This window comes from Paenibacillus peoriae (assembly GCF_022531965.1).
Classification (GTDB): domain Bacteria; phylum Bacillota; class Bacilli; order Paenibacillales; family Paenibacillaceae; genus Paenibacillus; species Paenibacillus polymyxa_D.
This window is the reverse complement of sequence record NZ_CP092831.1, coordinates 2224865-2251062: the sequence shown is the minus strand read 5'-3', so window position 1 is coordinate 2251062 and position 26198 is coordinate 2224865. Positions and strand designations below refer to the sequence as shown.

General features: G+C 45.7%; 24 protein-coding genes. All 24 read right to left on the bottom strand.

The features are described from left to right. Nucleotides 1–128: 128 nt before the first annotated feature. The 24 genes from MLD56_RS10300 to MLD56_RS10185 all read right to left on the bottom strand — a co-directional run bounded on the left by MLD56_RS10300 (nt 129) and on the right by MLD56_RS10185 (nt 26164). Entirely contained in the window at nt 129–1196 is a 1068-nt protein-coding gene (locus MLD56_RS10300) for a dipeptidase (protein WP_029517043.1), read from the bottom strand. Nucleotides 1197–1318: 122 nt separating this feature from the next. Further along, nucleotides 1319–1579 carry a stage V sporulation protein S gene (locus MLD56_RS10295; protein ID WP_007430104.1) on the bottom strand — a complete coding sequence of 87 codons (261 nt, stop codon included), beginning with the start codon at nt 1577–1579 and terminating at the stop codon, nt 1319–1321. A 129-nt stretch (nt 1580–1708) separates the two neighbouring features. Continuing rightward, nucleotides 1709–2503, bottom strand: a complete 795-nt coding sequence (locus tag MLD56_RS10290) for a TIGR00282 family metallophosphoesterase (RefSeq protein ID WP_013309959.1) — start codon at nt 2501–2503, stop codon at nt 1709–1711. A 77-nt stretch (nt 2504–2580) separates the two neighbouring features. Then, a complete protein-coding gene (gene rny / locus MLD56_RS10285; protein ID WP_013309958.1) occupies nt 2581–4125 on the bottom strand; it encodes a ribonuclease Y in 1545 nt (514 codons plus the stop codon). Nucleotides 4126–4499: 374 nt separating this feature from the next. Further along, nucleotides 4500–5249 carry a regulatory protein RecX gene (locus tag MLD56_RS10280; RefSeq protein WP_029517042.1) on the bottom strand — a complete coding sequence of 250 codons (750 nt, stop codon included), beginning with the start codon at nt 5247–5249 and terminating at the stop codon, nt 4500–4502. Between the two features lie 195 nt (nt 5250–5444). After that, nucleotides 5445–6506 (bottom strand): recombinase RecA, encoded by a 1062-nt coding sequence (gene recA / locus MLD56_RS10275; protein ID WP_023988239.1) that lies wholly within the window; start codon nt 6504–6506, stop codon nt 5445–5447. A 241-nt stretch (nt 6507–6747) separates the two neighbouring features. Then, on the bottom strand, nt 6748–8016 hold the full coding sequence (locus MLD56_RS10270; protein WP_029517041.1) for a competence/damage-inducible protein A: 1269 nt from the start codon (nt 8014–8016) through the stop codon (nt 6748–6750). 95 nt (nt 8017–8111) lie between these two features. Beyond that, nucleotides 8112–8699 (bottom strand): CDP-diacylglycerol--glycerol-3-phosphate 3-phosphatidyltransferase, encoded by a 588-nt coding sequence (pgsA, locus tag MLD56_RS10265; protein WP_013309954.1) that lies wholly within the window; start codon nt 8697–8699, stop codon nt 8112–8114. Between the two features lie 209 nt (nt 8700–8908). Continuing rightward, nucleotides 8909–9400 carry a YajQ family cyclic di-GMP-binding protein gene (locus MLD56_RS10260; protein WP_013309953.1) on the bottom strand — a complete coding sequence of 164 codons (492 nt, stop codon included), beginning with the start codon at nt 9398–9400 and terminating at the stop codon, nt 8909–8911. Nucleotides 9401–9544: 144 nt separating this feature from the next. After that, nucleotides 9545–9709, bottom strand: a complete 165-nt coding sequence (locus MLD56_RS10255; protein WP_023988236.1) for a hypothetical protein — start codon at nt 9707–9709, stop codon at nt 9545–9547. Nucleotides 9710–9793: 84 nt separating this feature from the next. Next, a complete protein-coding gene (locus MLD56_RS10250) occupies nt 9794–10894 on the bottom strand; it encodes a RodZ domain-containing protein (protein WP_029517040.1) in 1101 nt (366 codons plus the stop codon). Between the two features lie 30 nt (nt 10895–10924). After that, nucleotides 10925–11698: a DUF3388 domain-containing protein gene (locus tag MLD56_RS10245; protein ID WP_013370747.1), complete on the bottom strand. Its 774-nt coding sequence runs from the start codon at nt 11696–11698 to the stop codon at nt 10925–10927. A 227-nt stretch (nt 11699–11925) separates the two neighbouring features. Then, nucleotides 11926–12180, bottom strand: a complete 255-nt coding sequence (locus MLD56_RS10240) for a DUF3243 domain-containing protein (RefSeq protein WP_013309950.1) — start codon at nt 12178–12180, stop codon at nt 11926–11928. 102 nt (nt 12181–12282) lie between these two features. Continuing rightward, a complete protein-coding gene (gene ymfI / locus MLD56_RS10235; protein WP_029517039.1) occupies nt 12283–13050 on the bottom strand; it encodes an elongation factor P 5-aminopentanone reductase in 768 nt (255 codons plus the stop codon). 20 nt (nt 13051–13070) lie between these two features. Then, nucleotides 13071–14351, bottom strand: coding sequence for an EF-P 5-aminopentanol modification-associated protein YfmH (yfmH, locus tag MLD56_RS10230; protein WP_029517038.1), 1281 nt, complete (start codon nt 14349–14351; stop codon nt 13071–13073). Nucleotides 14352–14353: 2 nt separating this feature from the next. Then, complete coding sequence (gene yfmF / locus MLD56_RS10225; RefSeq protein WP_029517037.1) at nt 14354–15634, bottom strand: EF-P 5-aminopentanol modification-associated protein YfmF; 1281 nt, start codon at nt 15632–15634, stop codon at nt 14354–14356. Between the two features lie 160 nt (nt 15635–15794). Next, nucleotides 15795–16646 carry a spore cortex-lytic enzyme gene (sleB, locus tag MLD56_RS10220; RefSeq protein WP_029517036.1) on the bottom strand — a complete coding sequence of 284 codons (852 nt, stop codon included), beginning with the start codon at nt 16644–16646 and terminating at the stop codon, nt 15795–15797. A gap of 226 nt (nt 16647–16872) precedes the next feature. Further along, nucleotides 16873–19545 (bottom strand): FtsK/SpoIIIE family DNA translocase, encoded by a 2673-nt coding sequence (locus MLD56_RS10215; protein ID WP_029517035.1) that lies wholly within the window; start codon nt 19543–19545, stop codon nt 16873–16875. A 103-nt stretch (nt 19546–19648) separates the two neighbouring features. Then, nucleotides 19649–19861 carry a YlzJ-like family protein gene (locus MLD56_RS10210; protein ID WP_023988229.1) on the bottom strand — a complete coding sequence of 71 codons (213 nt, stop codon included), beginning with the start codon at nt 19859–19861 and terminating at the stop codon, nt 19649–19651. Then, complete coding sequence (locus MLD56_RS10205) at nt 19858–20706, bottom strand: ClpP family protease (RefSeq protein ID WP_029517034.1); 849 nt, start codon at nt 20704–20706, stop codon at nt 19858–19860. Before MLD56_RS10205 ends, MLD56_RS10210 begins: the two co-directional genes overlap by 4 nt. Before the next feature lie 229 nt (nt 20707–20935). Beyond that, on the bottom strand, nt 20936–22615 hold the full coding sequence (locus MLD56_RS10200) for a ribonuclease J (protein WP_013309942.1): 1680 nt from the start codon (nt 22613–22615) through the stop codon (nt 20936–20938). Between the two features lie 349 nt (nt 22616–22964). Then, a complete protein-coding gene (dapA, locus tag MLD56_RS10195; protein ID WP_029517033.1) occupies nt 22965–23846 on the bottom strand; it encodes a 4-hydroxy-tetrahydrodipicolinate synthase in 882 nt (293 codons plus the stop codon). A gap of 39 nt (nt 23847–23885) precedes the next feature. Further along, a complete protein-coding gene (gene dapG / locus MLD56_RS10190; RefSeq protein WP_029517032.1) occupies nt 23886–25103 on the bottom strand; it encodes an aspartate kinase in 1218 nt (405 codons plus the stop codon). 23 nt (nt 25104–25126) lie between these two features. Next, complete coding sequence (locus tag MLD56_RS10185; RefSeq protein ID WP_013309939.1) at nt 25127–26164, bottom strand: aspartate-semialdehyde dehydrogenase; 1038 nt, start codon at nt 26162–26164, stop codon at nt 25127–25129. Nucleotides 26165–26198 lie beyond the last annotated feature (34 nt).

Below are 26198 nucleotides of genomic sequence, written 5' to 3'. Positions count from 1 at the left end.
AGTCTCGCTCCATTGTCTGCCGTATTTCTGCAAATATTATTTAAAATCTAAGATACTTCTCATTATTTCGTAATCGTTCTCGCTTTGTCAAGAGTGTTCGCAGCCAAAACATCCCCTTAAATAGCTATTTAAGAAGACATTTTAGAAGGCAGATTCGTTTGCAGGTATTCCAGGGCATGACCTCCCAGCCATCCTTTGACTAGCTCCTCAGGGTAATGCTTCAGCAGCAGTTCTGCAAAAGCCGGATATTTCCCCGAGTGTTCCAAGCCTTGCACATGGTGCTCGATACCGTCAAAATCAGAGCCAAACATCAAATGCCTTTCGCCCCCTAATGAACAAATATGCTCAATATGCGGTAGCAGATCCTCAGCAGTTACTGTATCCTGCTCTTTGAGAAACATGGTGACGAAGGTCAAACCAATCCGTCCGTTACGGGCGATCAGTGCACGAATCTGTTCATCCCGCAGATTACGAGGATGAGCACATCTCGCAAAGACATTCGAATGCGAGGCGATGGGCGGTAGAGTAGCCTCCTCCAGCACCTCCCAGAAGCCCTGTACGGACAGATGCGACACATCTAACAGCAGTCCCAGGTCATTACAGCGATTGACCAAATCGCGCCCCTTGCTAGTCAGCCCGCCACCTCTATGTTCCATAATGCCGTCAGCTGCCCAGTTCGCATAATTCCATGTCAGCCCAATCAATCGTATTCCCATGGCATAGCATAATTCTGCATAAAAAGGGTTCCCTTCCAGCGCATCTACCCCCTCCAGTGAGAGCAAAGCCCAAGGTGCCCATATATGATCCGTCCCATTACCATCCAAATACGTTATCTTTTCCGTGCGCTTCTCTTCTCCTGCCTGCTTTACTTGCTCTTCCTGATGCACTGCGGACGCATTTTTCCACATTGCCAAGTCTTCCTTCCACAGCAATGGTCTCAACCCACCGGAGATAGAGGTAACATGCTGCCTGAACAGCTCAATTTGACGTACCACATGCTCAAATCTTGGTGTGCCTAATACCTGTGAAATATATATAGCAAACGTTTGCAACTGCACGTTACCTTCTAGCAAACGTTCTTTTGTGACATCAAGCGATGGATGACTGAAATCGATCTGCGCATCGAGCTGCATTTTACATAACACATCACAATGAAAGTCAACAACTGGCCAATTCACTTTTAGCTTATCATTCATGCATCTTACCTCCATTTATAGATTGAAGCACCACAAATTTATTTTAAAAATCATAGTAACAGACTCACAATGCAAAAAAGCCCGTTTACAAATCGTAAACAGGCTCAGGCAACTTACATTTATTATCTTGGCTCTACAATCAATTTGATCGCAGTCCGATCTTCTCCATCAATAACAATGTCTGTAAAAGCAGGAATACAAATCAAATCCACTCCGCTTGGTGCGACAAATCCCCGGGCAATGGCTACCGCTTTAATGGCTTGGTTTAGTGCACCCGCTCCAATCGCCTGTAATTCTGCATTTCCGCGTTCACGCAGTACTCCTGCGAGTGCGCCTGCAACTGAATTAGGATTGGATTTTGCTGATACTTTTAATACATCCATAGTAAGTACCTCCCCTGGGAATGATGATGGTTTGATTCCACTATTAGATGTTATTCGAGGGTCAGCAAAAAATTCCTGCTTTTTGGTGACAGTTTTCCTTATTCTTTCCTTAAGCAGCTTACAAAAAAGTTAATCCATCCGCCATTCATCTTCTTTGAGTCTGATTTTCTGAATTTTGCGGGCTTTTCCATCGTTATCATTCAGCTCTACGCTGATGGCATGGAAATGCCATTTGCCCATGTCCACTTGAAAACGCACCGGAAGCTGGGTCTGGAATTTCTGTAACACAGCCTCTTTCTGCATTCCAAGCACTCCCTCATAAGGACCTACCATTCCCGCATCTGTCTGATACGCAGTTCCTTGTGGCAAAATTGTATCGTCATTGCTCTGTACATGTGTGTGCGTACCTACCACGATTGAAGCACGTCCATCCAAATGCCAACCCATAGCGATTTTTTCCGAGGTTGCTTCGGCGTGAAAATCAACTAGGATATGTTTATGTTTTTTGCGCAACTCATCGACAATTTCATCTGCTGCACGGAATGGATCGTCAATAGCTGGCAAAAAGGTTCTACCTTGCAGATTAACAATAGCCAGCTCCTTACCTCCACCCTTTACAACGGTATAACCTCGGCCCGGTGTTCCTGGTGGAAAGTTAGCCGGGCGAATGATCCGTGGCTCATCATCTATAAAATCAAATATTTCCTTATTGTCCCAAGTATGATTTCCCATCGTAATCCCATGGACGCCCCAATCAAAAAACTCTCTGGCGATAGCAGGGGTTATGCCTCTTCCCGAAGCTGCATTTTCTCCGTTCACGATAATAACATGCGGATTGTATTTTGATTTGAGCGAAGGAAGATTTTCCCTCAGTGCCTTTCTGCCTACACTGCCGACGATGTCTCCAATAAATAATACGTTGATAGAAAGCCCTCCCTAGTCTGCCTTACATAAATGAAAAGTGGCCCTACAAACAGTGGCCACTTTTCATTGAAATGCTTTTATTTTGCGTATTCTACCGCACGGGTCTCGCGAATAACAGTAACTTTGATATGTCCCGGATAGTCCAGTTCATTCTCAATCGTTTTCGTAATATCGCGGGCCAGTCGGAATGCTTCCGCATCATCAATTTTCTCTGGCTGTACCATGACACGAACTTCGCGTCCGGCTTGAATCGCGTATGATTTTTCAACGCCTTCAAAAGATTCGGAGATGCGTTCCAGCTTCTCAAGACGACGGATGTACGTCTCTAGCGTTTCACGCCGCGCTCCCGGTCTTGCTGCTGATAGAGCATCTGCCGCCCCAACCAGCATGGCGATCACTGAAGTCGCTTCGCAGTCGCCGTGATGTGAAGCAATGCTGTTGATGACGACCGGGTGTTCCTTGTACTTCTTCGCCAGTTCCACGCCAATTTCAACGTGCGATCCTTCCACTTCGTGATCCAGCGCCTTCCCGATGTCATGCAGCAATCCTGCCCGTCTTGCCAGTACAACGTCTTCGCCCAGTTCCCCGGCCATTAGACCTGTCAAGTATGCAACTTCCATCGAGTGCTTTAATACGTTCTGTCCGTAACTCGTACGGAACTTAAGACGTCCCAAGATCTTGATCAAATCCGGATGTAAGCTATGCACGCCCACCTCAAAGGTGGCCTGCTCACCATATTCACGGATTCGTTCGTCCACCTCTTTACGGGATTTTTCCACCATCTCTTCAATACGAGCCGGATGTATCCGTCCGTCCGCTACGAGCTTTTCAAGCGCAGTACGCGCAATCTCTCTACGAATCGGATCAAATCCGGACAAAATAACAGCTTCCGGCGTATCATCAATAATGAGGTCAATTCCTGTAAGGGTTTCAAGTGCACGGATATTACGGCCTTCGCGCCCGATAATCCGGCCTTTCATTTCTTCGTTCGGCAATGTGACGACAGAAACCGTCGTTTCTGCTACATGATCTGCCGCACAGCGTTGGATGGCCAGTGTGATGATTTCACGAGACTTTTTGTCCGCTTCTTCTTTGGCCTGCTGTTCAATTTCTTTAATCATCTGAGCTGTTTCATGACGAACTTCCTGCTCTACGTTGGTCAGAATAATACTTCTTGCATCCTCCATCGTCAGATTGGAAATACGCTCCAACTCAGTTACCTGACTCTTGTAAATCAAATCAATTTGCTGCTGGGTTTCATCGATTCGTTTCTCTTTGTTGGCCACCTGTTCTTCTTTGCGTTCCAGCGATTCCAATTTTTTATCCAGCGATTCTTCTTTTTGCAGCAATCTTCGTTCCTGTCGTTGAATTTCATTGCGACGTTCACGAGTTTCTTTTTCAGCTTCGGCACGGATGCGGTGAATTTCATCTTTCGCTTCCAATACCGTTTCCTTCTTCAGCGCTTCTGCCTCTTTTTTCGCGTTCTCCACGATTTGCGCGGCAGCTTCTTCCGCACTGGAGATCTTAGCTTCTGCAATAGATTTGCGAATAAAATAACCAATCCCGAACCCAAAGAATAACGCGGCTACAGCAACGAGAACGAACCAGATCGCAGTCATCATACTGTTCACCTCCCCGTTGGTTCCTCCAAGGCATTCCTTGGGACTTTTTGCAATTGTCACATTTACTTTGATCGTCAAACTAAGATAACGACACAAGGTCGTTTCATTTCATATGCACATGCTTTCACATGTACAATTCCGCCTGGCATAGCGGCATCACTTGTTATTTGGCGATGAGAACTCACCGGTGGATTCCGCTTTTTTGGAAGGAAAAAGGGCGTTCCACAAGTATCGTTTCATATATATTTTATTATTTGACAAATGGCATTGTCAAGGGAATGCAAACATTAGTAGAGTACCATGCAGCTTTCCATGTAATAACTAGCTCATCCTATCCGTTCATACTAGCCCAAGGTTCAGCAGCCGTTTGGCAATTATTCCTCCCACTGCAACAATTCCTCGTCATCTGAAGCAGCGTCATGCTCGGCCGCAGTGAGATGATTGACCACTCGGCGTGTCATATCCCCCGAATATCCGCGTCTCATGAGAAAAGGGTAGGTTTTCCTTTTTTTCTCCGTTATATCACCACGTACCTGATTCCATTTCTTACGTCCGATCGTCAAAGCACTCTCCCACTCCTCATTATCGGTGATTTCACCTAACGCTTCCCCAATAGAGGCTTTAGAGATGCCTTTCTGACGGAGTTCTTGCCTAACCCACATCTTCCCCTTACGTTGGCTAGTTATACGCTGCCTTGCCCATTGGCGGGCGTACAAATCATCATCCACGAGTTGCTCCCTTTCCAGTCGGACCATTACTTCGTCAATAACAGACTGATCCAGTTCTTTTTGCACCAAACGCTGGGCAATTTCCTGACGTGTGCGAGGCTTTCGCCCCAAATATCGAAGCGCGAGTACATAGGCCTGTTGCTTTTCATCTGCCAGAACAATATCTTCCAGTTCTTTTTTGACGAATGACGTTCCTTTGAACATATTGTACTTGATCATTACATCTTCTAATACAGACAATGAATACGGGCCAAAATGAATGATATAGCGTCCACGTTTGCGTCCCTGTCCCTGCTCTACCCTAGTAATCATCAATTCCTCATGATCCGGAAAAAGAGAAATCTCTTGTTGCTTATTTGCTTCCGCAGAATATTCATCTTCATCGTCCAACTGCAATATGTTTCCCTCACTTTGAAATTCACGAAAGCAGTCTTTGGACAACTGCTACGCAAAAGTTAGATTCCGCTGACAAAGCAGCTTTAATTGATGCAAAAATGCCCTGCACAACTGTGCAGGGCATCAGAATCATGCTATTCAACCGGATTGTGCCATAACCCTGGCTCCAGTTCACAAATCAGGATTCACCAAGCTTTATTCAAGCTCCAACAATTCCTGTTCTTCCTTGGCTTGCTGTGCCAACTCTTCTTCTGTAGGCGGAGCAACCGTCGTAATCAAATTGCTTGCCACCCGAATTTTTTGCTCGATCGTACTAGCAATGTTCGGATTTTCCTTCAAAAATTGCTTCGCATTCTCACGTCCCTGACCAAGGCGCTCACCTTCGTAGGAATACCAAGCTCCACTCTTGTCGACAATGTCATGCTCCGTACCGATATCGATCAAGCTACCTTCTTTGGAAATGCCCTCACCGTACATAATGTCCACTTCAGCCTGACGGAATGGAGGGGCAACTTTATTCTTCACGACTTTAATACGTGTGCGGTTACCCACAATGTCGTTACCCATTTTCAAACTTTCAATACGACGAACATCCAAACGTACCGTAGAGTAAAACTTCAAGGCACGTCCACCTGGTGTTGTTTCAGGGTTACCGAACATAACACCTACTTTTTCACGTAGCTGGTTAATAAAAATAGCAATAGTTTTCGATTTGTTAATGGCTCCAGACAGCTTACGCAATGCCTGCGACATCAGACGTGCTTGAAGACCGACATGGGAATCTCCCATTTCGCCTTCAATCTCTGCCTTCGGCACAAGTGCCGCTACGGAGTCAACAACTACAATGTCTACTGCTCCACTACGTACAAGGGCTTCGGCAATCTCAAGCGCCTGCTCTCCTGTATCTGGTTGCGATAGTAACAACTCATCAATATTGACACCCAGCTTGCTTGCATACGACGGATCAAGCGCATGCTCGGCGTCGATAAAGGCGGCTTGTCCGCCTGTTTTTTGCACCTCTGCGATAGCGTGAAGAGCTACTGTCGTTTTACCGGATGATTCCGGTCCGTATATTTCAATAACCCGGCCTCTTGGAAAGCCGCCCGTTCCTAACGCAATATCCAAAGCAATCGAACCACTGGGGATCGTTTCCACTTGCATGTGGGTAGACTCACCCAACTTCATAATGGAACCTTTACCAAATTGCTTTTCTATTTGACGGAGCGCCATATCCAGCGCAGCACGACGATCTGACAATAAACTCACATCCTTCATTGTTTGTACTTTAATAATACCTTGTTTTGACACGCTTGCCAAGCATTTTTTCGAACATACATTCGTTTTTTTATTCACACAGCTCTCTTCTGTAATTACACCTGTCTCTTAAAACAAAAAAAGAACCGCTGGCAAAAGGCTTTGCAACGGTTCTTCCGATAAGGTGATTATATCATGAATATCTATCTAAAACAACTCTACGACCCACACTGTACATAGATGATTAAGAGAGTTTCTCGTTCTCTACCAGCCTGCGCCACAATCTGTACAGAATCGCTTTGACTGATCGCAGTCGGATTGTTTCGCGGTTACCACTCAGTCTCAGTTCATGTACTTCCGTTTCCTTGTCGCGTTCAGCAATGCCAATATACACTAGACCGACTGGCTTACGTTCGGAATACCCAGGTCCGGCTACACCAGTAACTGAAAGTCCAAAATCGCTGTCCATGATCATTCTCGCCTGCTCTGCAAGCACAAGGGCCACTTCCTTACTCACTGCACCTGGCGCTTGATCCCCCTCTAAATAATCACAAGGCACGTTGAGTAATTTCATCTTCATTTCATTGGAATAGCACACGATGCCACCTTGAAACATAGTAGCACTGCCAGGTATAGAAGTGAGGTGTTCCATCAGCAGTCCACCTGTACAGCTTTCTGCCGCACTCACAGTGAGTCCGCGATTGGCCATTAGATCTACGATAACCTTCTCCAGCGTAACATCTTCGCTTGCATACATAAATTCCGAAAGACGCTGCTGAATTTCTACTTCCGTAGCCGTCAGCTTAATCAATGCTTCACTTTCGCTGGCCGCCTTGGTGGATATACGGATCGTGACTTCCCCTTCCTTGGCATAAGGAGCAATCGTGGGGTCTGTCTGGGATTGGATCAGATCTAACAAACGGGTTTCAAGAGCTGACTCACCAATCCCTGCAAATTTTAGCATTTTTGAATAAATTGGCATTTCCTCACCGCTCAATGCCTGCTGAAGCAACCAAGGTTTGGCCTGGTTTGCAAACATCGGTTTGAGTTCCTTAGGAGGTCCAGGCAAAACTACATAAAATTTACCATCCTGTGCAATTGCGTCGCCCACAGCTAGCCCTGTCTCATTTTCAAGCGGAGTAGCACCTTCAATAGAAAGCGCCTGCCGGCGGTTATTTTCGGTCATTTCTACCCCACGGTTACGAAAAAATTGATCTAGCTTGTCCATTGCAAGACGATCTATGTGCAATTTTCGCCCCAATACAGACGCTATCGCATCTTTCGTCAAATCATCCTGGGTCGGTCCCAGACCGCCAGAAAATAAAATAATATCCGCACGCTTCTGAGCAATTCTTATGGCTTCCTGAAGCCGATCTATGTTATCGCCAACCACAGTCTGAAAATATACATCGATTCCAATTGTAGCCAACTCTTGTGACAAATATTGAGCATTTGTATTCACTATTTGTCCGAGCAATAACTCTGTTCCTACCGCAATTATTTCAGCTTTCATCAATTCTTCCTCCTGTACTGCGAATATGATGGGAATTATATAAAGAAACAGCAATAAGTTTAGTCCCTATTGCTGTTTCCATAAAATTTATACTGTTAAACCTTGGAGGAGCTCAGCAAATGGATATTTTTCACGAAATAATCAATACCCGAATAAATGGTGATCAACACCGCTGCCCATATCGCTATTAAATCAAACGGTATACCAAGAAAAACAAACGGGAAATTATTAATGAGCAGCGCTACTATAGCAACAATCTGAATGATCGTCTTTAATTTGCCCCAATTGCTTGCAGCAACCACAGACCCATCCAGCAAGGCAATCTGACGCAGCCCCGTAACCGCAAACTCACGGCTAACAATCACAACAACAATCCACGAATCAATTTTCCCCATTTCTACCAAGGAAACCAAAATGGCGGTTACCAAAAGCTTATCAGCAAGGGGGTCCAACAGCTTGCCCAAATTGGTGACCATATTATTTTTACGTGCCAAATACCCGTCAAGACCGTCCGTGCTGGCTGCTACAAGGAAAATGATAGCCGCAATCAGCTGATTATACGGCAGCTTGAAAGCTCCGATCTCAATCGGTGGCGGATAAAAATCAAAGTCCACCAGCAAAGCCAGCATCATCACCGGGATAAGGCAAATCCGCGTTATTGTAATTCTGTTGGGTAAATTCACAACACACTCTCCCCTGATTATCGTACTTGATTACAAATGGCAGTTTTCGGATTAAATTCAACCCTATGTAAATCGCTTTCGGCGAGCGCTATACACCTGAATTGTCTGCATTTTCGTTACAAGTATAATATGGCGCAAAACGCATGTCAAAATAACCTGCCGCACATCAAGCAACGTTTTTCCTGCAAAATATATGAGGGAAAACGTCTTTATTTCATGTTTGTAAATTGAAGCTCCAATGGCAAATCAGCTTTACGTAGCAATTGAATGATCGCCTGTAAATCATCCCTGTTTTTCCCGGTCACCCGGATTTGATCACCTTGAATCTGACTTTTAACTTTTAGCTTGGAGTCCCGAATAAGAATGTTAATTTTCTTGGCATTATCCTGATCAATTCCCTGCTTCAGCGAAAGACGCTGACGCACTGAACCTAGAGAAGCGGGTTCCAATTTGCCATACTCCACATTTTTGAGGGACAGACCTCGTTTAGCCATTTTAGACTGCAAAATATCAATCACCGCATTCAGCTTGTATTCGTCTTCCGATGCAATCGTAAGAGCTTCTTTCTCAAGCTTGAGGCTACTTTTGCTATCCTTGAAATCAAATCGTGTTTCAATTTCACGCTCCGTCTGATGAACCGCATTTGTTAACTCCTGCATATCCATTTTGGAGACGATATCAAATGAATTTTCTGAAGCCATCGTTTCACTTTCCTTTCCACAACAAAGTTCAATATCTAATTATAGGCTAGTCATTTACAAAAATCCAATAATCGGTTGACTAAAAAGGCGTTCTTGCCAGTTTTCCTGACAAAAACGCCTTTATTTCATTTACGGTCAAAATATCTAATTATGGCTTCGTGTTGGAGTTCGGAACATATCCAAAAGTCCAAGCACAATGTGAGCAAGACCAAAGCCCAGTATGCCATAGCCCCATGCATTCGGTGTCAGATAATAGCCCAGTAAACTGACAATTATACCGAGCCCAGTCACAATCCAGCTGACGGTCATAACGTATACACCTCACTTTGCGGAAAATGAAATGACTGCCTTTCCAGGAATTACAGTCATTAGTATTTCCTCGCACCAAGGCGTTTATTCACCATTAGTAGTTGTAGAATCTGTACCACTTTGTGCTGAATCCGTACTGCTACCTGTCGTAGAATCTGCAGGTAAACCCGTCACCCCTGCACTCGTTCCGGTCGAAGAGGCTTCTCCTTGCTGTATCAGTACACGAGTAGTCGATTTATTATCTGTTATCGGTTGACCTGCTACGGAAATATCTGTGGCAGAAGACCGCCCTGATTTGATATATAAACCTTCTGGACCAATATCGAAAGACATGGCATCTCCACTTTTAGTCATACCATAACTCAGCTTTTCTCCACGGGAATTTTCTCCCTTGTACACTTCAAGCCAGCTTTCACCCGTAGCTTTAATATCAACCTTGGCTGTGGCTCCCGTTGCACTGGAAACTTTAAAAATCGTCGTCTTGCCTTGCTTGCCGTCCTGTGCCACAGTTACACCTTGTTGTGGAGTAGTCGTATCCGGCTGTTGTCCAGTATTTGGAGTAGTAGCATCCGTATTCCCCGTACCATTTGGCTGAGTTTGCCCGGTTTGCCCCGCACCAGGAGTCTGCCCACCAGCACCATTTGGAGCCGTCGTTTGACCATTGTTCGGCTGTGTCGTAGTGGTATCAGGAGTAGACGTGTTTGGTGTTGTACTCGGTGTTGTACTCGGTGTTGTACTTGGTGTTGTACTTGGTGTAGTAATCGGTGTTGTGTTTTCTGCTGTTTTTGGAGTTGAATGGTTGTTGCTCACCCAATAAGCATAAATAACCCCAACAATGAGAACTAGAAAAAGCCACATTAACGCTGTAGGCAACCATTTAAGATTACCAATCGTGGCGGGACGGCTGGAGCGTTTCTGTGTAACAGGCTCCATGACTGCTTCCGGTTCAGGTTCAGGCACATTGCTTTGATGCCCTTCCAGAATCTCATCAGGATTCAACCCGACCGTTTCAGCATATGTTTTAATAAAAGCTCTGACATAAAAGCTTCCCGGCAGCACTTTGTAATCGCCCGTCTCAATGGCTTCCAGATAACGTTTGCGTATCTTCGTCATTTCCTGAACATCGTCAAGGCTCAATCCTTTTTGCAGCCGGGCCTCCTTTAATTGCTGACCCAGTTCTGACATGTCATCATCTCCTTGTGTAATTACGCTTATTTAAAGATCTTCTGTATAACTGGCTGTAAAGGTATCATAAATAATTTCCTCAGCCGGATTATTGCGAAGTTCAATAATGATATTGAAATCGTCAAAGCTGTATCCCGACTCACGTACAAATACATCAGGATGCTCAATCACTTTAGTACTTGGCATGCTCATAATTTCCTGAAGCAGGTGATAATGTCTTTCATTTGACCGAATTGTACTCACAATACCATCAATAATAAACACATTGTTTGGGTTCATTTCTTCTTCAGAGAGCTGACTGCGTACCGTCTGTCTTAGTAGCGTCGAAGATACAAAAGTCCAACGCTTCATTGCGCATACACTACTGGCAATAATGGATTCCGTTTTGCCCACACGTGGCATCCCGCGAAGACCGATCACCTGATTGCCGTCCCTCTTTAATACTTCACCCAAAAAATCGACCAGCAACCCAAGCTCATCGCGTGTAAAGCGAAATGTTTTACGATCATCCGAATCCCGATCGATGTAACGGCCATGTCTTACTGCCAATATATCAACCAGTCTCGGAGCACGTAAGGCCGTGACTGTAATGTTGCTCGCTTTTTTTAACGTGTCTCCGAGAATACGTATCTTCTCATCATCGTCTGTTTCAAGCAACATTCCCCGTCTTTCACCTTCAACACCGTTGATCGTCAGTATATTAACCCCCAGAATACCAAGCATGGAAGCAATGTCTCCCAGCAGTCCGGGTCGATTTTTATGTATCTTGTACTCCATGTACCACTGTTTCGTTTCTTCCGTCACGTTAGCACCTCATTCACATTCAAACCGTCAACAACTCCAAATCAAAGCATTATTGTATCATAAAATAACATCTTTCGACAAAACCAATTATTGAAATTTGATAGGCTGCATTGTGTTGTAAGCCTCAATCACGTTTATGATATATAAATTACAAGGGAATTACAAGAACAGCTCTGTAACCATTACAGAAAAGCCCCCAAAAGGGAGCTTTTCATGTTGGTTCTTACTTATGCGTTGCTCTTGGCCAATTTAACCATTAGCCGGGCGATGGTGTGACGCTCGTCCTCATCGGCAACTCCCCACAGTTCTTTCAATGCGCGGTTGGAGTGGTTGGCTGGATCGACCTTCTCATCCAGAAAATCACCGATTTCATAAGCAAGCTCTGAAATGGTATCTTGGCTGATTCCCAGCTTCTCCGCTTGCTCTACACGCTGACCGAGGAACTTTTTCCAAACATCAAAATTCTGAACAACTGTTGACATACTTAAATCCTCCTTAGATGATTCAGATTTAAAATCAACAGTTGTAATATGCTCTTCTCAGACGCTTACTATACTGGTGGATTCCTCCAAGCGCTATTTCCCTTAAGTCACCCATCCTCCGTTAGGACTTATGACCTGGCCATTAATATAACCTGACTCAGGAAGCGCAAGAAAATAAACCAGGGATGATATCTCATCAGGTCGAGCCAATCGTCCGGCAGGAATTTCTTCTTCCAAACTGGTAATTTCGCCTTCATCTAAATGATCCAGCATCGACGTATTCACTGCACCTGGAGCTACTGCATTCACTGTCACCCCGGAAGGTGCTACTTCTTGAGCCAGCGCTTTAGTGAAAGCGTTAATGCCTCCCTTCGTGGTGGAATACAACACCTCGCACGAAGCGCCACATATCCCCCACACGGAGGAAACATTCACAATGCGGCCATAGCGTTGGGAAATCATATGTGGCATAAAAACCTGCGTACACAGAAAGGTTCCCTTAACATTGACTGCCATCACTTCGTCCCATTCCTCTTCCGAAACATCTGTCAACAGCCCATAATGAGATAATCCGGCGTTGTTCACAAGAATATCCGGCTTCATCCCGTGATTATCCAGCTTTTCCCGCATGCGTTCGATCTGCTCCTTGCTCCGCAGATCCGCTGACACGGTCATAACCTTGCCCGAATAAGCCATGCAACGACGGGCAACTTCATTTGCTTTTTCATGGGACTTCATGTAGTGAATGACCACATTCATCCCTACAGCTGCAAAACGCTCAGCAATAGCCGCACCAATTCCGCCACTCGCTCCTGTAATCAGCACAGTTGTATCGCCAATCGCTTTTAATTCTCCGCCCTCAGTGGTCATCGTTTCCCTCTCCCTGGACATTACGGACTCACCACTAGTGATATTGCGAGTTGATCCCACTGGATATGATCTTTCAGACGGCGATTTACATCCTCAAGCGTAATACTTTCATAAACCGGAAGCAGTTGGAAAAAATCACTGCCCCGGAAGCGATGTCTTGTAAATTCATGCGCAATATTTTCTGGTGAATTGAGTGTACGCAGATAACCACCGATTTTCTTTTTGCGTGCCCGTTCAAAATGTTCTGCTGCGAAGCCCTGCTTCTGGATGGACTCCACCTCTTCACGTATTCTCGCCAACAGCCGATCCGGGTCTTTGGTATCTCCACCGATTGCGGAAAATGCATATTGCTGCGTACTATTGTACTCATGGCCAAAACTGTCCGAAATCAGATCCTCATCGTAGAGCTTTTGATACAGTTGTGTACTGGAACCAAATAGGAGATCAAGCATCAGCTTGGTTTCCAGATCATGACGAAGCAATTCTTCACCCGTTAAACCTACTTCTGCCTCCTTGAATCCAAACAGTAGCTTTGGCAGAGAAACGGCCAGCTTCACCTCACGACGTGGTTCTGCAACTGTAGTGGGTTCATCGTCGAAAATCCGCTCAATCTCTCCCTGCGCCTTATAGTCCTTTTTGGCCTGATTGTTACGTACCAGCTCTATTACTTCAGCTGGATCCACTCCTCCCACTACAAAAAGAATCATATTGCTTGGGTGGTAGAAAGCTTCATAGCAACTGTACAGCGTTTCCTTTGTAATCGTACTGATGGATTGAATCGTACCTGCGATATCAATATGCACCGGATGGACCTTGTACAACGCCTCGATCAGACCAAAGTAACTCCGCCAATCGGGGTTATCTTCATACATATTGATTTCCTGGCCAATAATGCCTTTTTCCTTCTCTACATTTTCATCTGTAAAGTAAGGATGTTGAACAAAATTGACCAGCGTGGTCAAATTTTCTTGAATACGCTCAGTTGCCGAAAACAGATATACGGTTTGATCAAAGCTCGTAAATGCGTTCGCCGATGCACCATTAGAGGAAAAGGTAGCAAAAATATCTCCTTCAGGCTCTTCAAACATTTTATGCTCCAAAAAATGGGCTATGCCATCCGGCACCTTTACGGGCTGTTGACCTTCTACGCGGAAATGATTATCAACCGAGCCGTATTTAGTCGCAAATGTGGCGTACGTCTTCTGAAAACCCGGTTTGGGCAACACATAAACGTGTAAGCCGTTATCCATTACTTCATAGTACAGCGTTTCCTGCAAATGCTCATAAGGTATATGCTCCACCGTTATTCCCCTTTCTGGTCTCTCAAGAAATAAATAGTGTCCAGTCGGAACGTCCGGGCGGCATCCTGAACATCCTGCACCTTGACTGCCTCCACCTGACTCAGCAGCTCATCTACCGTCCGCTCTTTACCGGAAAGCTGTCTGTTAAAATCATAGGCGATCATCTCAAAAGCGGAATCCTGCATCTCCTTCAGCAAGTTGCGAATCATCGCCTGCGTTTGGGTCATTTCCAGCTCAGTAATCGCTCCGTTTTGCGTATCTTCCAGTTGCTTGCGGATAATAGTAACCGCTTTTTCATAATTAGGAATTTCAATACCAGATTGAATCGTACCAATCCCTTTATGCCCGTCATATCGCGATGAAGCGTAATACGCCAAACTTTCCTTTTCCCTTACATTAACGAACAGCTTTGAATGCGGATACCCGCCCAGAATGCCATTGTACATCAGAGCGGATGCATAGCGATCGTCACCATACGTAATAGGGGTCCGCAATCCCATGTTGAGCTTGCCCTGGTTCACATCAAGACGCTCTACAACAGTTTGAACATCACGCTCTACCGACTTGGGCTGTTCCGGAACATACCCTGCTTCCGCTGAACGGTTCAATTGAAAATAGCGATCAACAAACTTCTCAACTTCTTCTAGCGTCGTATCTCCCACAACGTATAAATCCATGCTGGCATGATTCAGCCATTCTCCATAAGCCTCATACAAGCTCTGTGCATCTATACTGTCCAGATCAGATCGTTGACCAAGAGGGTGCAGACGATAAGGCTCATCTTTGCACATTTCCTCCATGCAGCGCTCACCAGCATAACGTATTTTATCGTTAACTATAGATTCCAGCTTCTTGCGCACATTTTCTCGTTCCTGCTGAACGTATCCAGTTTGAAATGCATCATTTTCCAATGCAGGCTTCGTCAGCACTTCTCCAAGGAAAGCAAACGAACGATCCAGCAAACTATCCGGACTGTTTACAAAGCTGTCATTAATCGTATCCATGCGAAATTGCACGATCTGATAATCTCCACGTTTATACACATCGAATCCGAAACCTGCGCCATACAATTGCTCTAACTGTTCTCTGAATTGTGTAGTCTGCGGATACGATTCTGTACCCCGGCGCAGAACGAAAGGTACCAGCCCCACTCGAGTTACGGTTTCCTCCCGTAGCGGAGTGCCTACATACAATGATATAGCAAACGTCTTAAAGCGCTTGGTTGGCAGTACATGAATCCTCAGTTGTCTGCGTGTGCCACGCTCGAAACCTGTTTTGTTCAAGTCCAAAACTCCTTTGTGACGTCAATTGGCGTCTAGCCTTTGATTAGCATTAGCTGCTGTAAATCGTCCTCCTGTAAAGAGGTAAAGTGTACCAATCTTTATTCTAACCATGCAAAAGCCAAGAAGCAACCGGAGACAAGCTCCCGGCTGCTTCGGCGTTTTACATGCAAAAAATATGTTCCCCGATGGTTTTCACCTGCGGACGGGTCCAAATCCATTTGGAGGTGGCTGTTTTTGGATTAAAATAATAGAGACATCCTCCGCTTGGGTCCCAGCCGTTCAGCGCCTGTCGTACTGCCTTCTGTGCAGTTTCATTCGGCGTAAGCCAGATTTGTCCGTCTGCTACAGCTGTAAAGGCCCCCGGCTGGAAAACCACCCCAGATGGTGTATTTGGAAAACTAGGTGATTTAACCCTGTTCAAAATAACCGCCGCCACGGCAACCTGCCCTTCAAAGGGCTCGCCACGGGATTCACCGTAGACCGCATTAGCCAAAATCTTAAGATCGTTTGCAGATAGTCCCATGGTGTTGGCCGAACCCATTGTTTCATCATTTTGATCCGCTTTATCATTATTGCCCGCTGTCTGTCCCTGAGCGGAACCTTGATTGTTACGATGCATAGGAGTTTCCGTTGGCTTCCAGTTAGGGGTAGCATTCACCAGCTTTAATTTCGTCTTTGCTCCGACCACTCCATCGGGACGGATACCAAATTCCTTTTGAAAACCTTTAACAGCTTTTAGTGTACTGCTGCCAAAATGGCTGTCCACTTTCCCGCCAAAAAAGCCCAGCAACTTCAAACGTGATTGCAACTCATATACATCCTGACCGTAAGATCCAAAATCAACCGCTCCCGAGCTGAATGTCGGCTCGGATGGTTGCGCCGCTTGTACTTTCTGCTGTGTGCTGAGCGACTCTGCTTGCTGCTGTGCAGAGTCATTTTTAAAAAGTCCTGTGTACGTAATAGCCGAGGCTGCGAGGATACCCGTGCAAATCCAGACCATTGTCTTTTTCATATGCTGCGCTCTACCTTTCTTTTGTGGGATTAACAGGATGGCTACGTTTATTATGACAAGCTCCGCTTAAAGCTATTCACCCTTTTAATCTTCTTTCAGCAGGTAGTCGCCACACCTCAAAAAAACATCACAAAAAAACGCTGTTTGTACACTTGGAGTTGTCATTTTAGAACAACTACCTTGCGAACGAACAGCGTTTTAATGTAGTGCTGGATAGAGATAATGCTTAGGAACTAACTTTATTTTGCTGATATTGCTCCATTGAGATAAGAACCTCACGGGGCTTGCTGCCCTCGTAAGGGCCGATGACTCCGCGAGCTTCCATGGAGTCAATCAGTCGAGCAGCACGTGTATAACCGATCCGCATACGGCGCTGAAGGAGCGAAACGGAAGCTTGTTTAGCCTCTAAAATGATGTTGACAGCCTGATCGTACAGCTCATCCAGCATTTCATCTGCATCAGCCGATACCTCTTCCACCTCCGGCACTAGCGTCTCATCATACTGCGCTTCACCCTGTTCACGTACATAGTTAACAATATTTTCGACTTCTTGATCGCTCATGAACGCTCCCTGAACGCGGACTGGTTTAGAAGCACCCATTGGCATGAACAGCATATCACCACGTCCGAGCAGCTTCTCGGCTCCACCCATATCCAATATAGTACGGGAATCTACCTGCGAGGAAACGCCGAAGGCAATACGTGAAGGAATATTGGCTTTAATTACCCCGGTAATTACGTCAACCGAAGGTCTTTGCGTTGCAATGATAAGGTGGATGCCTGCTGCACGCGCCATTTGGGCAAGTCGTGCAATCGCATCCTCCACATCTCCCGCAGCTACCATCATTAAATCTGCCAACTCGTCCACAATAACGACGATGTAAGGCAGAAATGCATCCGGGTTATCTTTCATCAAATTATTGTATCCCTCAATATTACGGGTTCCTGATTTGGAAAATAACTCATACCTTTTTTCCATTTCAACTACAATTTTCTTCAATGCAAGTGAGGCACGCTTTGGATCAGTCACGACCGGAGCCAACAAATGCGGGATTCCGTTGTACACGTTCAACTCCACCATTTTAGGATCGACCATCAAAAATTTGACCTCATCCGGCTTTGCTTTGTACAAAATACTCGTGATGATCCCATTGATACACACTGATTTACCCGAACCTGTTGCCCCAGCTACAAGAAGATGGGGCATCTTGGCCAAATTACCGACAATCGTCTGTCCTGCAATATCACGTCCGAATGCAATAGACAAGCTGGAAGCTGACTCCTGGAAAACGGTTGTCTCCATTACCTCACGCATCGTTACAATGGAAACTTCATTATTCGGAACCTCAATTCCGATAGCAGATTTTCCAGGAATTGGAGCCTCCATACGGATATCTTTGGCAGCAAGCGCAAGCGCAATGTCATCCGTCAGACTCACAATACGGCTGACCTTCACTCCAATGTCCGGCTGAATTTCATAACGTGTTACGGCAGGGCCACGGACAACCTCCAGCACCTTCGCCCGCACACCGAAGCTTTCCAGCGTTGCTTCCAGTTTGCGTGCCGTTTGCATATAATCCTTTTGTCCCATACCTTTGCCTGCATTTTGTGGTTTAGCAAGCAAACGAAACGATGGTAGCTTGTACGGTTTAGGCGGCGGTTGAGCCGGGATAGCTGTATGGGTACCTTCAACCTCTTCGCCTGCCACCCCAGTTGCAATCGTCTGAGCTTGTCCCTGAGCACCTTCTAATGTCCCCTGGATCGTAGTCGAATCATCCATATCCTTATTCGCATTGGCACCCACAAAGTCATCATCCAGGGGTTCGTCAATAACGGAAGTCGTCTGCTCTGCCCCTGTCAGGGACTCTCCAAATTCAGCTTCCGTTCTTCTTTCCTCATGCTTTACTTGTTCGAAGAAATCCCTAATAATCGGCGACCTTTTTACCGGAATTGCAGCTTCCTGCTCAGCGTGTTCGACTACGTCAGACACCTCTTCACTCTGGTTGCCGTTTCTCCACTGGGCCTGCGCGTCCTCAGCTTCATATGGAAAATCATGATCATCCTCATCGACGGAATGCTCTTCCTTGTCCGCTTTATCTGAATTCTTAAGACCAAACAACTGAAAGAAAATCGGTTGTTTGCGTGCAGGAGGCTGCATTTCGTCAAAGTCATCATCCATGTCTTCCTCATAGGCAGGAATCGGCTCAGACTTGATCTTTCTATTTCCATTACCTTTGCTAGATGCCGAAAGCGGAGTAGCTTTACCAGTCCATTTTTTGCGCACACTTCCCCCAGCTGCTAGCAGCTTGGTTTTTACAATCCGCACCAAATCCACATAGGACAGTTGGGTCATCAGCATGAAACAAATGACGAACATAACAATCATGATCAGTTTAGCTCCCGTGAGACCAAACAGCCACAACAGAACAGTAAGCTGCAACGCGCCTACGTAACCCCCGCTGATATCCTTGTTCAGCATTGAGGAATGGCCCTGCTGATCAGGCGACAGCAACTGCTCGCGCATATCTATATGTATCTGGGTCATCACTCCGCCCGGCTGAAGCGCGTTGATCGGCCCCAAACGCTGCTCCATAGATGAAATAGAACTCATAAGTGTAAAGGCAAATACCAACAGGAGCAAACCCGTTTTACGCGAGTTCCACTGGTTCGGCCACTTGCGGTGAATCATCACCATCAGACCATAATAAATGCCAATCAGAGGGATAACAAAATAGAATTTCCCCAATACGAGCCCAAACATCTTGGATAGCGACCGACCAACTGCCGCTTCACCCGACAACGCAATGACCGCTAATGTAATCAGCACAATGCCGTAAATTTCAAATTTTAGAACTCCGCCAAATGCGGCTTTCTTTTTTCTTTTTCTTCTTCTGGACATACAAGGTCACCCCCCAGAAGAATATTATACCACGTCACCCGGTATCCGCACATATGTTCTTTTTCAGCAGTAAATGACCGATTTCTATACTATTCGACACCTTCTACGACCATTCGATGACTTGACCGGGTCCATAACGCGGATTCAGGTAGGCTTCCAGCGGGCAGTCCAACAACCGTACAATGATCCCCCGACGACTTTCAAGCGGCTGTACCTGCATAAGTAGACCGTCTACTCGAACCTCTGCAAGCTCCTCAGCCTCTTTCCACATCCCTTGCCACACCATTTCCATTGGCATTACAGTATATAATGTCATTGAGATAGCTCCCCGCTATGCTCCCCTGACAGTGTCTCTGTAGGAGTTCCTGTGGCACTGGGAATAAAAGGAGCATACGGAGCCTGCTGTTGGATCCCAGCGTTCCCGTTTTGCTGACGCCGCGTTTCAATAATGGTGTTCAGCTGTTTTAAAGCCTCTCCGATCCCTCCAACCGCGTCCATCAATCCATACTTCACTGCATCGGCTCCCCCAACCGCTGTACCAATATCGCGGTTTAACTCACCGGTTTTAAACATCAATTCCTTAAACTGCTCTTCTGTAATACGAGAATGAGAAACGACAAAGCGTACGACACGCTCCTGCATTTTTTCCATATATTCAAAAGTCTGTGGGACTCCAATGACCAGTCCGCTCATACGAATAGGATGAATGGTCATCGTCGCACTCTCCGCAATGTAGGAATAAGTGGAAGACACAGCAATCGGCACACCGATGCTGTGCCCCCCGCCTATCACAATGGTCACCGTTGGTTTACTCATCGATGCGATCATTTCAGCAATAGCCAGTCCTGCCTCTACATCACCACCAACTGTATTCAGCAAAATCATTAATCCTTCGATACGAGGATTTTGTTCTGCCGCTACCAGTTGGGGAATAATGTGCTCATATTTTGTCGTTTTGTTTTGAGGCGGTAAAATGAGATGCCCTTCAATCTGACCGATAATCGTCATGCAAAAAATATTGGACTCGCCTCCAGGCATGGAGGTTTGACCCAGTTGCTGCAAAGCCTCCATAGCAGGTAACGCGGGTCTTTGCCCAATTTCTGGTTGATCTGGCGTTTCCGTTTCCTCGTTGCCAGATGATAGATTGCTGTATTGTTCCATATGGGTGATCTTCCTTTCGCTTTACGCATCTATATGACCCGTAGTCACCCTATAGTATGGGATGTAAATGGAATATTTTATACCTACCCCCATGCTTTTCCTTGCCCCGAAAAATCAAAAAAGCCTCTCCTTCCGCGGAAACCGTCCAATATTTCCTGCGGGAAGAGAGGCGACTGTGTGCCTGTGACTTAAGTTTTTAATTCAGGTTTTTGAACAAATTTCAATTGAATCACACTTCCATTATAATTGGCAGGATCATCGGTCTGCGACGAGTTTGCTCATACAAGAAGCGACCCAGTGCATCCTTGACATTTGTCTTGAGGGAAGCCCATTCATTTACATTTTCACTCATGAGCTTATGCAGGGTACTTGAGACAATACGATTCGCTTCATCAAGCAAACCTTCCGATTCACGGACATAAACGAAACCGCGGGAAATGATATCTGGACCCGATTTAATCGTTCCGTCTTGCTTACTCAGCGTGACAACCACCACCAAAATACCGTCCTGTGACAGCAATTTACGGTCGCGCAATACGATATTTCCTACATCCCCTACGCCTAGTCCATCGATCAGTACGTTACCTGCTGTAACTTTACCAGCTCTGCGTGCTCCGCCATTCTGAATTTCAATGACTTCACCGATATCCGTGATGAAGATATTTTCAGGCTCAATACCTACGCCTTCAGCAAGAAGGGCGTGACGACGTTGCATTCTGAACTCACCATGAATTGGCAAGAAGAACTTTGGTTTCATCAGATTCAGCATCAGCTTAAGTTCTTCCTGGCTTCCGTGTCCAGAAACGTGAATACCTGGATTAGCTGCGCTGTAATATACATTGGCACCCAGACGGAACAGTTCATCAATTGTGCGTCCAACGTATTTTTCATTACCCGGTACCGGAGTAGCTGCAATGATGACTGAATCCCCTGGAAGAATGTCAACCTTTCGATGTGTGGAACGAGCCATTCTTGTCAAAGCGGACATCGGTTCGCCCTGACTGCCTGTGCAGAGAATAACTACACGGTCCGCTGACATTTTGCCAACTTCTTCAGGCTCAATCAGCATTCCATCCGGAATTTCCAAATAGCCCAAGTCCGAAGCAATGCCTACGACATTAACCATGCTTCGACCAATAACTGTTACTTTACGTCCCGTTGCTTCAGCAGCATTAATTACCTGCTGAATACGATGTACGTTAGAAGCAAAAGTGGCTACGACCACACGCTGTCTCGACTTGCGGAAAATGTCTTCCAGCACAATACCAACGCTCTTTTCCGAAGGTGTAAAGCCCGGTTTCTCGGCATTCGTACTGTCTGACAAAAGAGCCAGTACGCCACGTGTGCCAATTTCAGCCATACGCTGCAAATCTGCATATTGTCCGTTCACCGGAGTATGGTCAAATTTGAAGTCACCAGTATGAACAACAGCGCCTTCAGGAGTATCAATACATACACCTACAGAATCCGGAATACTATGGTTGGTTCTGAAGAAGGTTGCTTTTAGTGTGGAACCCAGCTTGATTTCGGAATCAGCATTGATCAAAATACGTTTGGTTTCACCAAGCAGATTCGCTTCCTTCAGCTTGTTTTCCACCAATCCCAGCGTCAATTTGGTACCATATACTGGTACATTCAAATGTTTCAACACGTAAGGCAAACCGCCGATATGGTCCTCGTGACCATGAGTCAGCACAATGCCTCTTACTTTGTCGCGGTTCTCTGTAAGGTAGGAAATATCAGGAATAACGATATCAATGCCCAGCATGTCCTCTTCCGGGAATTTCAGACCGGAATCCACCACGACAATGTCATTGCCGTATTGAACGACATACATATTTTTCCCGATTTCACCGACGCCGCCCAAAGCGAAAATCATCAATTTATCGTTGTTTGTTTTTTTAGACAAATGAATCTAAACCTCCTATGGTAGTTGGACGTCGTACCTTGATTTGTTATTTAATTTTCAAAAAAATACCGCACCCAGTCACTTGACCCCATTATACATGATTAAAATACGAAAAAACAAGTCATCCTGTTCGTTACGCTAGGTTTCCCATTGCCGTCTCAAACCATTAGTATCTGTCATTTTATCTATATGCATGGTTAAAAGCACAGCAAAAAGGACGTCCTATAAGAACGTCCTTCATGCTGGAGGACCTTGTCAGACAATAAACTCTATCGGTTTTGTACCTACCGACTGCCCTTAACAAGGTTACTCCTTAGTATTAATTAATATCCTACATTCCTATTTGTCTTTAGCGGGTAAATAATTTCTTAATAAATTCCGCTTCATCCTCAGTTGGAGGAATGAGCGGCAACCGAACCGAACCAACCCTAATCCCCCGTAATTCCAATGCATATTTTACTGCCACTGGATTAGGCAGAGGATGAGGACAGCCAAACAAACCCTTGAAAATCGGGAACAACTGCTGATGCAACTTTGCTGCCTCCTGCGAGTGTCCTCCTACAAGTGAATCGATCATCTGCTTCATTTCAGCACCTACCACATGGCTCGCTACGCTGATAATACCATAAGCACCTACAGCCATAGCAGGCAACCCAGAAGCATCATCCCCGGAATAAACCAAAAAACCCTCTGGCGCTGCCGCTGCAATCTGTGTAACCTGCGCAAGTGATGCACATTCTTTGGTTCCCACAATATTTGGAATTTGTGCAAGACGCAGCGTTGTTTCAGCTGTTAGACTCGCTCCAGTACGGCTTGGAACATTATACAGTATAGCTGGAAGGGATGTGGAGTTTGCAATACTTTCGAAATGCTGATACATCCCTTCCTGATTCGGTTTATTATAATATGGCACTACCAGTAGAACACCATCTGCTCCTGCCTGCTCCGCGGCACGGGTAAGATGAATGGAGTGACGCGTATTGTTGCTGCCAGTCCCGGCAATAATTTTACATCGTCCAGCTGCTTTTTCTACAACAAAAGCAAACAACTTGATTTTCTCATCATCGCTCAGGGTAGGAGACTCTCCTGTTGTTCCAGATACAACAAGTGACTCTGAATGCTGTTCTTCTATTAAATAATCAATCAACGAGGACAATGCAGTCCAGTCAATCTCTCCTTGCTGATCAAAAGGTGTCACCATCGCGGTAATCAATCTGCCGAAGTTCACCATGCTGCCTCCTTTTTGCAAATCCGAGCACGGACCATGCACCTATTGATGGAGTTCAAATTTATTATGCAATGCGCGTACAGCCTGCACCATATCTTCTTTTTTAACAAGTACCCAGATCGTCGTGTTGGAATCTGCGGATTGAAGGATCTGTACGTCTGATTCTGCCAATGCCTCCACAATCGTCGCCATAATGCCCGGTACCCCGTTGATACCACCGCCTATGACAGAAACTTTAGCACATCCGGCCAGTATCTTAGGTTCTAGACCCAACCCGTTCAATACTTCAACCGCTTTGCTTCCATCATAATCGAACACAGTATAAACTGCCCCCGATGGCGTTACATTAATAAAATCAACGCTGATTCCATGTTCAGCCATAGATTTGAACACTTGTAATTGCAAGTGCTCCATACCCGGCTTTAATTCAACATTAATCTGAGTGACATTGCCAACATACGCAATACCGGTCACGAAACGGTCTACGATGTCTGCCTGCACGTCTTTAAAGCCTTCCGGATGGGTAACTAACGTACCTTCTCCTTCGGAGAAGGTAGAGCGAACACGGACCGGGATATTAGCCTGCATGGCGATTTCAACAGCACGAGGATGGATAACCTTTGCTCCCTGATGAGCCATATTACAAATCTCCGTATAGCTAACATGTGTAAGCGGCTTTGCGTTTTCCACAATGCGCGGATCGGCGGTCAATATACCATTCACATCCGTATAAATATCAACCATATCTGCATGTAGAGCAGCACCTAGAGCAGTAGCTGACGTATCGCTGCCTCCCCGACCCAAGGTAGTCATATCACCGTCTGCTGTTTGTCCCTGAAAACCTGTCACAATGACAACTCTGCCTTGGTTCAACTCTTCAACAACACGGTCTGGCTTTATATCCAAAATACGAGCATTGCCGTATTGATCATCCGTAATAAAGCCCGCCTGTGCCCCAGTTAGCACTGTAGCAGGAATACCTTCCTTCTCCATCAGGCTGCATAATGTAGCAGCAGAAATAATTTCACCACAGCACAGCAATAAATCCCGTTCGCGCTTTGGCAGACTGTCGCCGTTAGACACCGCCCAATCCAGCAGCGTGTCGGTGGCATAAGGCTCTCCTTTTCTCCCCATGGCCGACACAACAACAACCAATTGAAGATTTTGTTCCAGCTCCCTCTTCACATGTTCCAACACAAGTTTACGTGCTTCAGGTGTGGAAAGCGAGGTTCCTCCAAATTTTTGCACCAAAATACCCATTATTTTTCCCCCATATTGGAACGTTACTCCGCGTTTGCAGCAATAATTTCCGCGATTTGCACCGCGTTCCATGCCGCTCCTTTGAGCAGATTGTCGGATACGACCCACAAATTCAATCCACGGCTATTGCCCAAATCACGGCGTACACGCCCCACAAATACGTCAGGTTTTCCTGCAGCTTCAGATGCCAGTGGATAAAGCTGAGCAGCAGGATCGTCCACTAGCGTTACTCCCGGTGCTGAAGCCAGCAAATTACGGATTTCTTCTAAATCATAATCTTTTTTAAGTTCTACATATACAGATTCCGAGTGACCATATACAACAGGAATACGTACACACGTTGCTGTTACGTCCACAGATTCGTCACCCAGTATTTTTTTCGTTTCACGTACCATTTTCATTTCTTCCAGTGTATAACCATTGTCCTGGAATTTATCAATTTGCGGAATAGCATTGAAAGCAATCTGATGTTTTACTGGCAACGAGCCTACTGGCAACAGATCAGGCTGAACTTCATCACCGTTAAGAATCGCTGCGCTTTGACGATTCAATTCATCAATAGCTCGGCTTCCAGCCCCGGAAACGGCCTGGTATGTGGATACTATGATACGAGAAATGCCATACTGATCATATAATGGTTTCAAAGCAGCTACCATCTGAATGGTGGAGCAGTTCGGGTTCGCAATAATGCCTTGATGCTCGGCAATTTTGTCGCTGTTCACCTCAGGCACTACAAGAGGAGCTGTCGGATCCATTCGGAATGCATTGGTGTTGTCAATGCAAACTGCCCCATGACGAACAGCATGCGGCGCCAATTCCTTACTTACGTCTCCACCTGCACTAAACAAAGCAATGTCGATTCCCTCAAAGCTGTCGGGGGTAGCAATCTCTACTGGAATTTGCTGACCTTTAAAGCTAATTAACGTGCCGGCAGAACGAGGCGAAGAAAGAAATTTGATTTTGTCCACAGGAAAATCCCGTTTTTCCAGCAGATTTACGATCTGTTCTCCTACAGCGCCTGTCGCTCCAACGACAGCTACATTAAACTTTCTATTGCTCATCTGGTATATCTCCCCTTCTCGACTAAAAAACCAT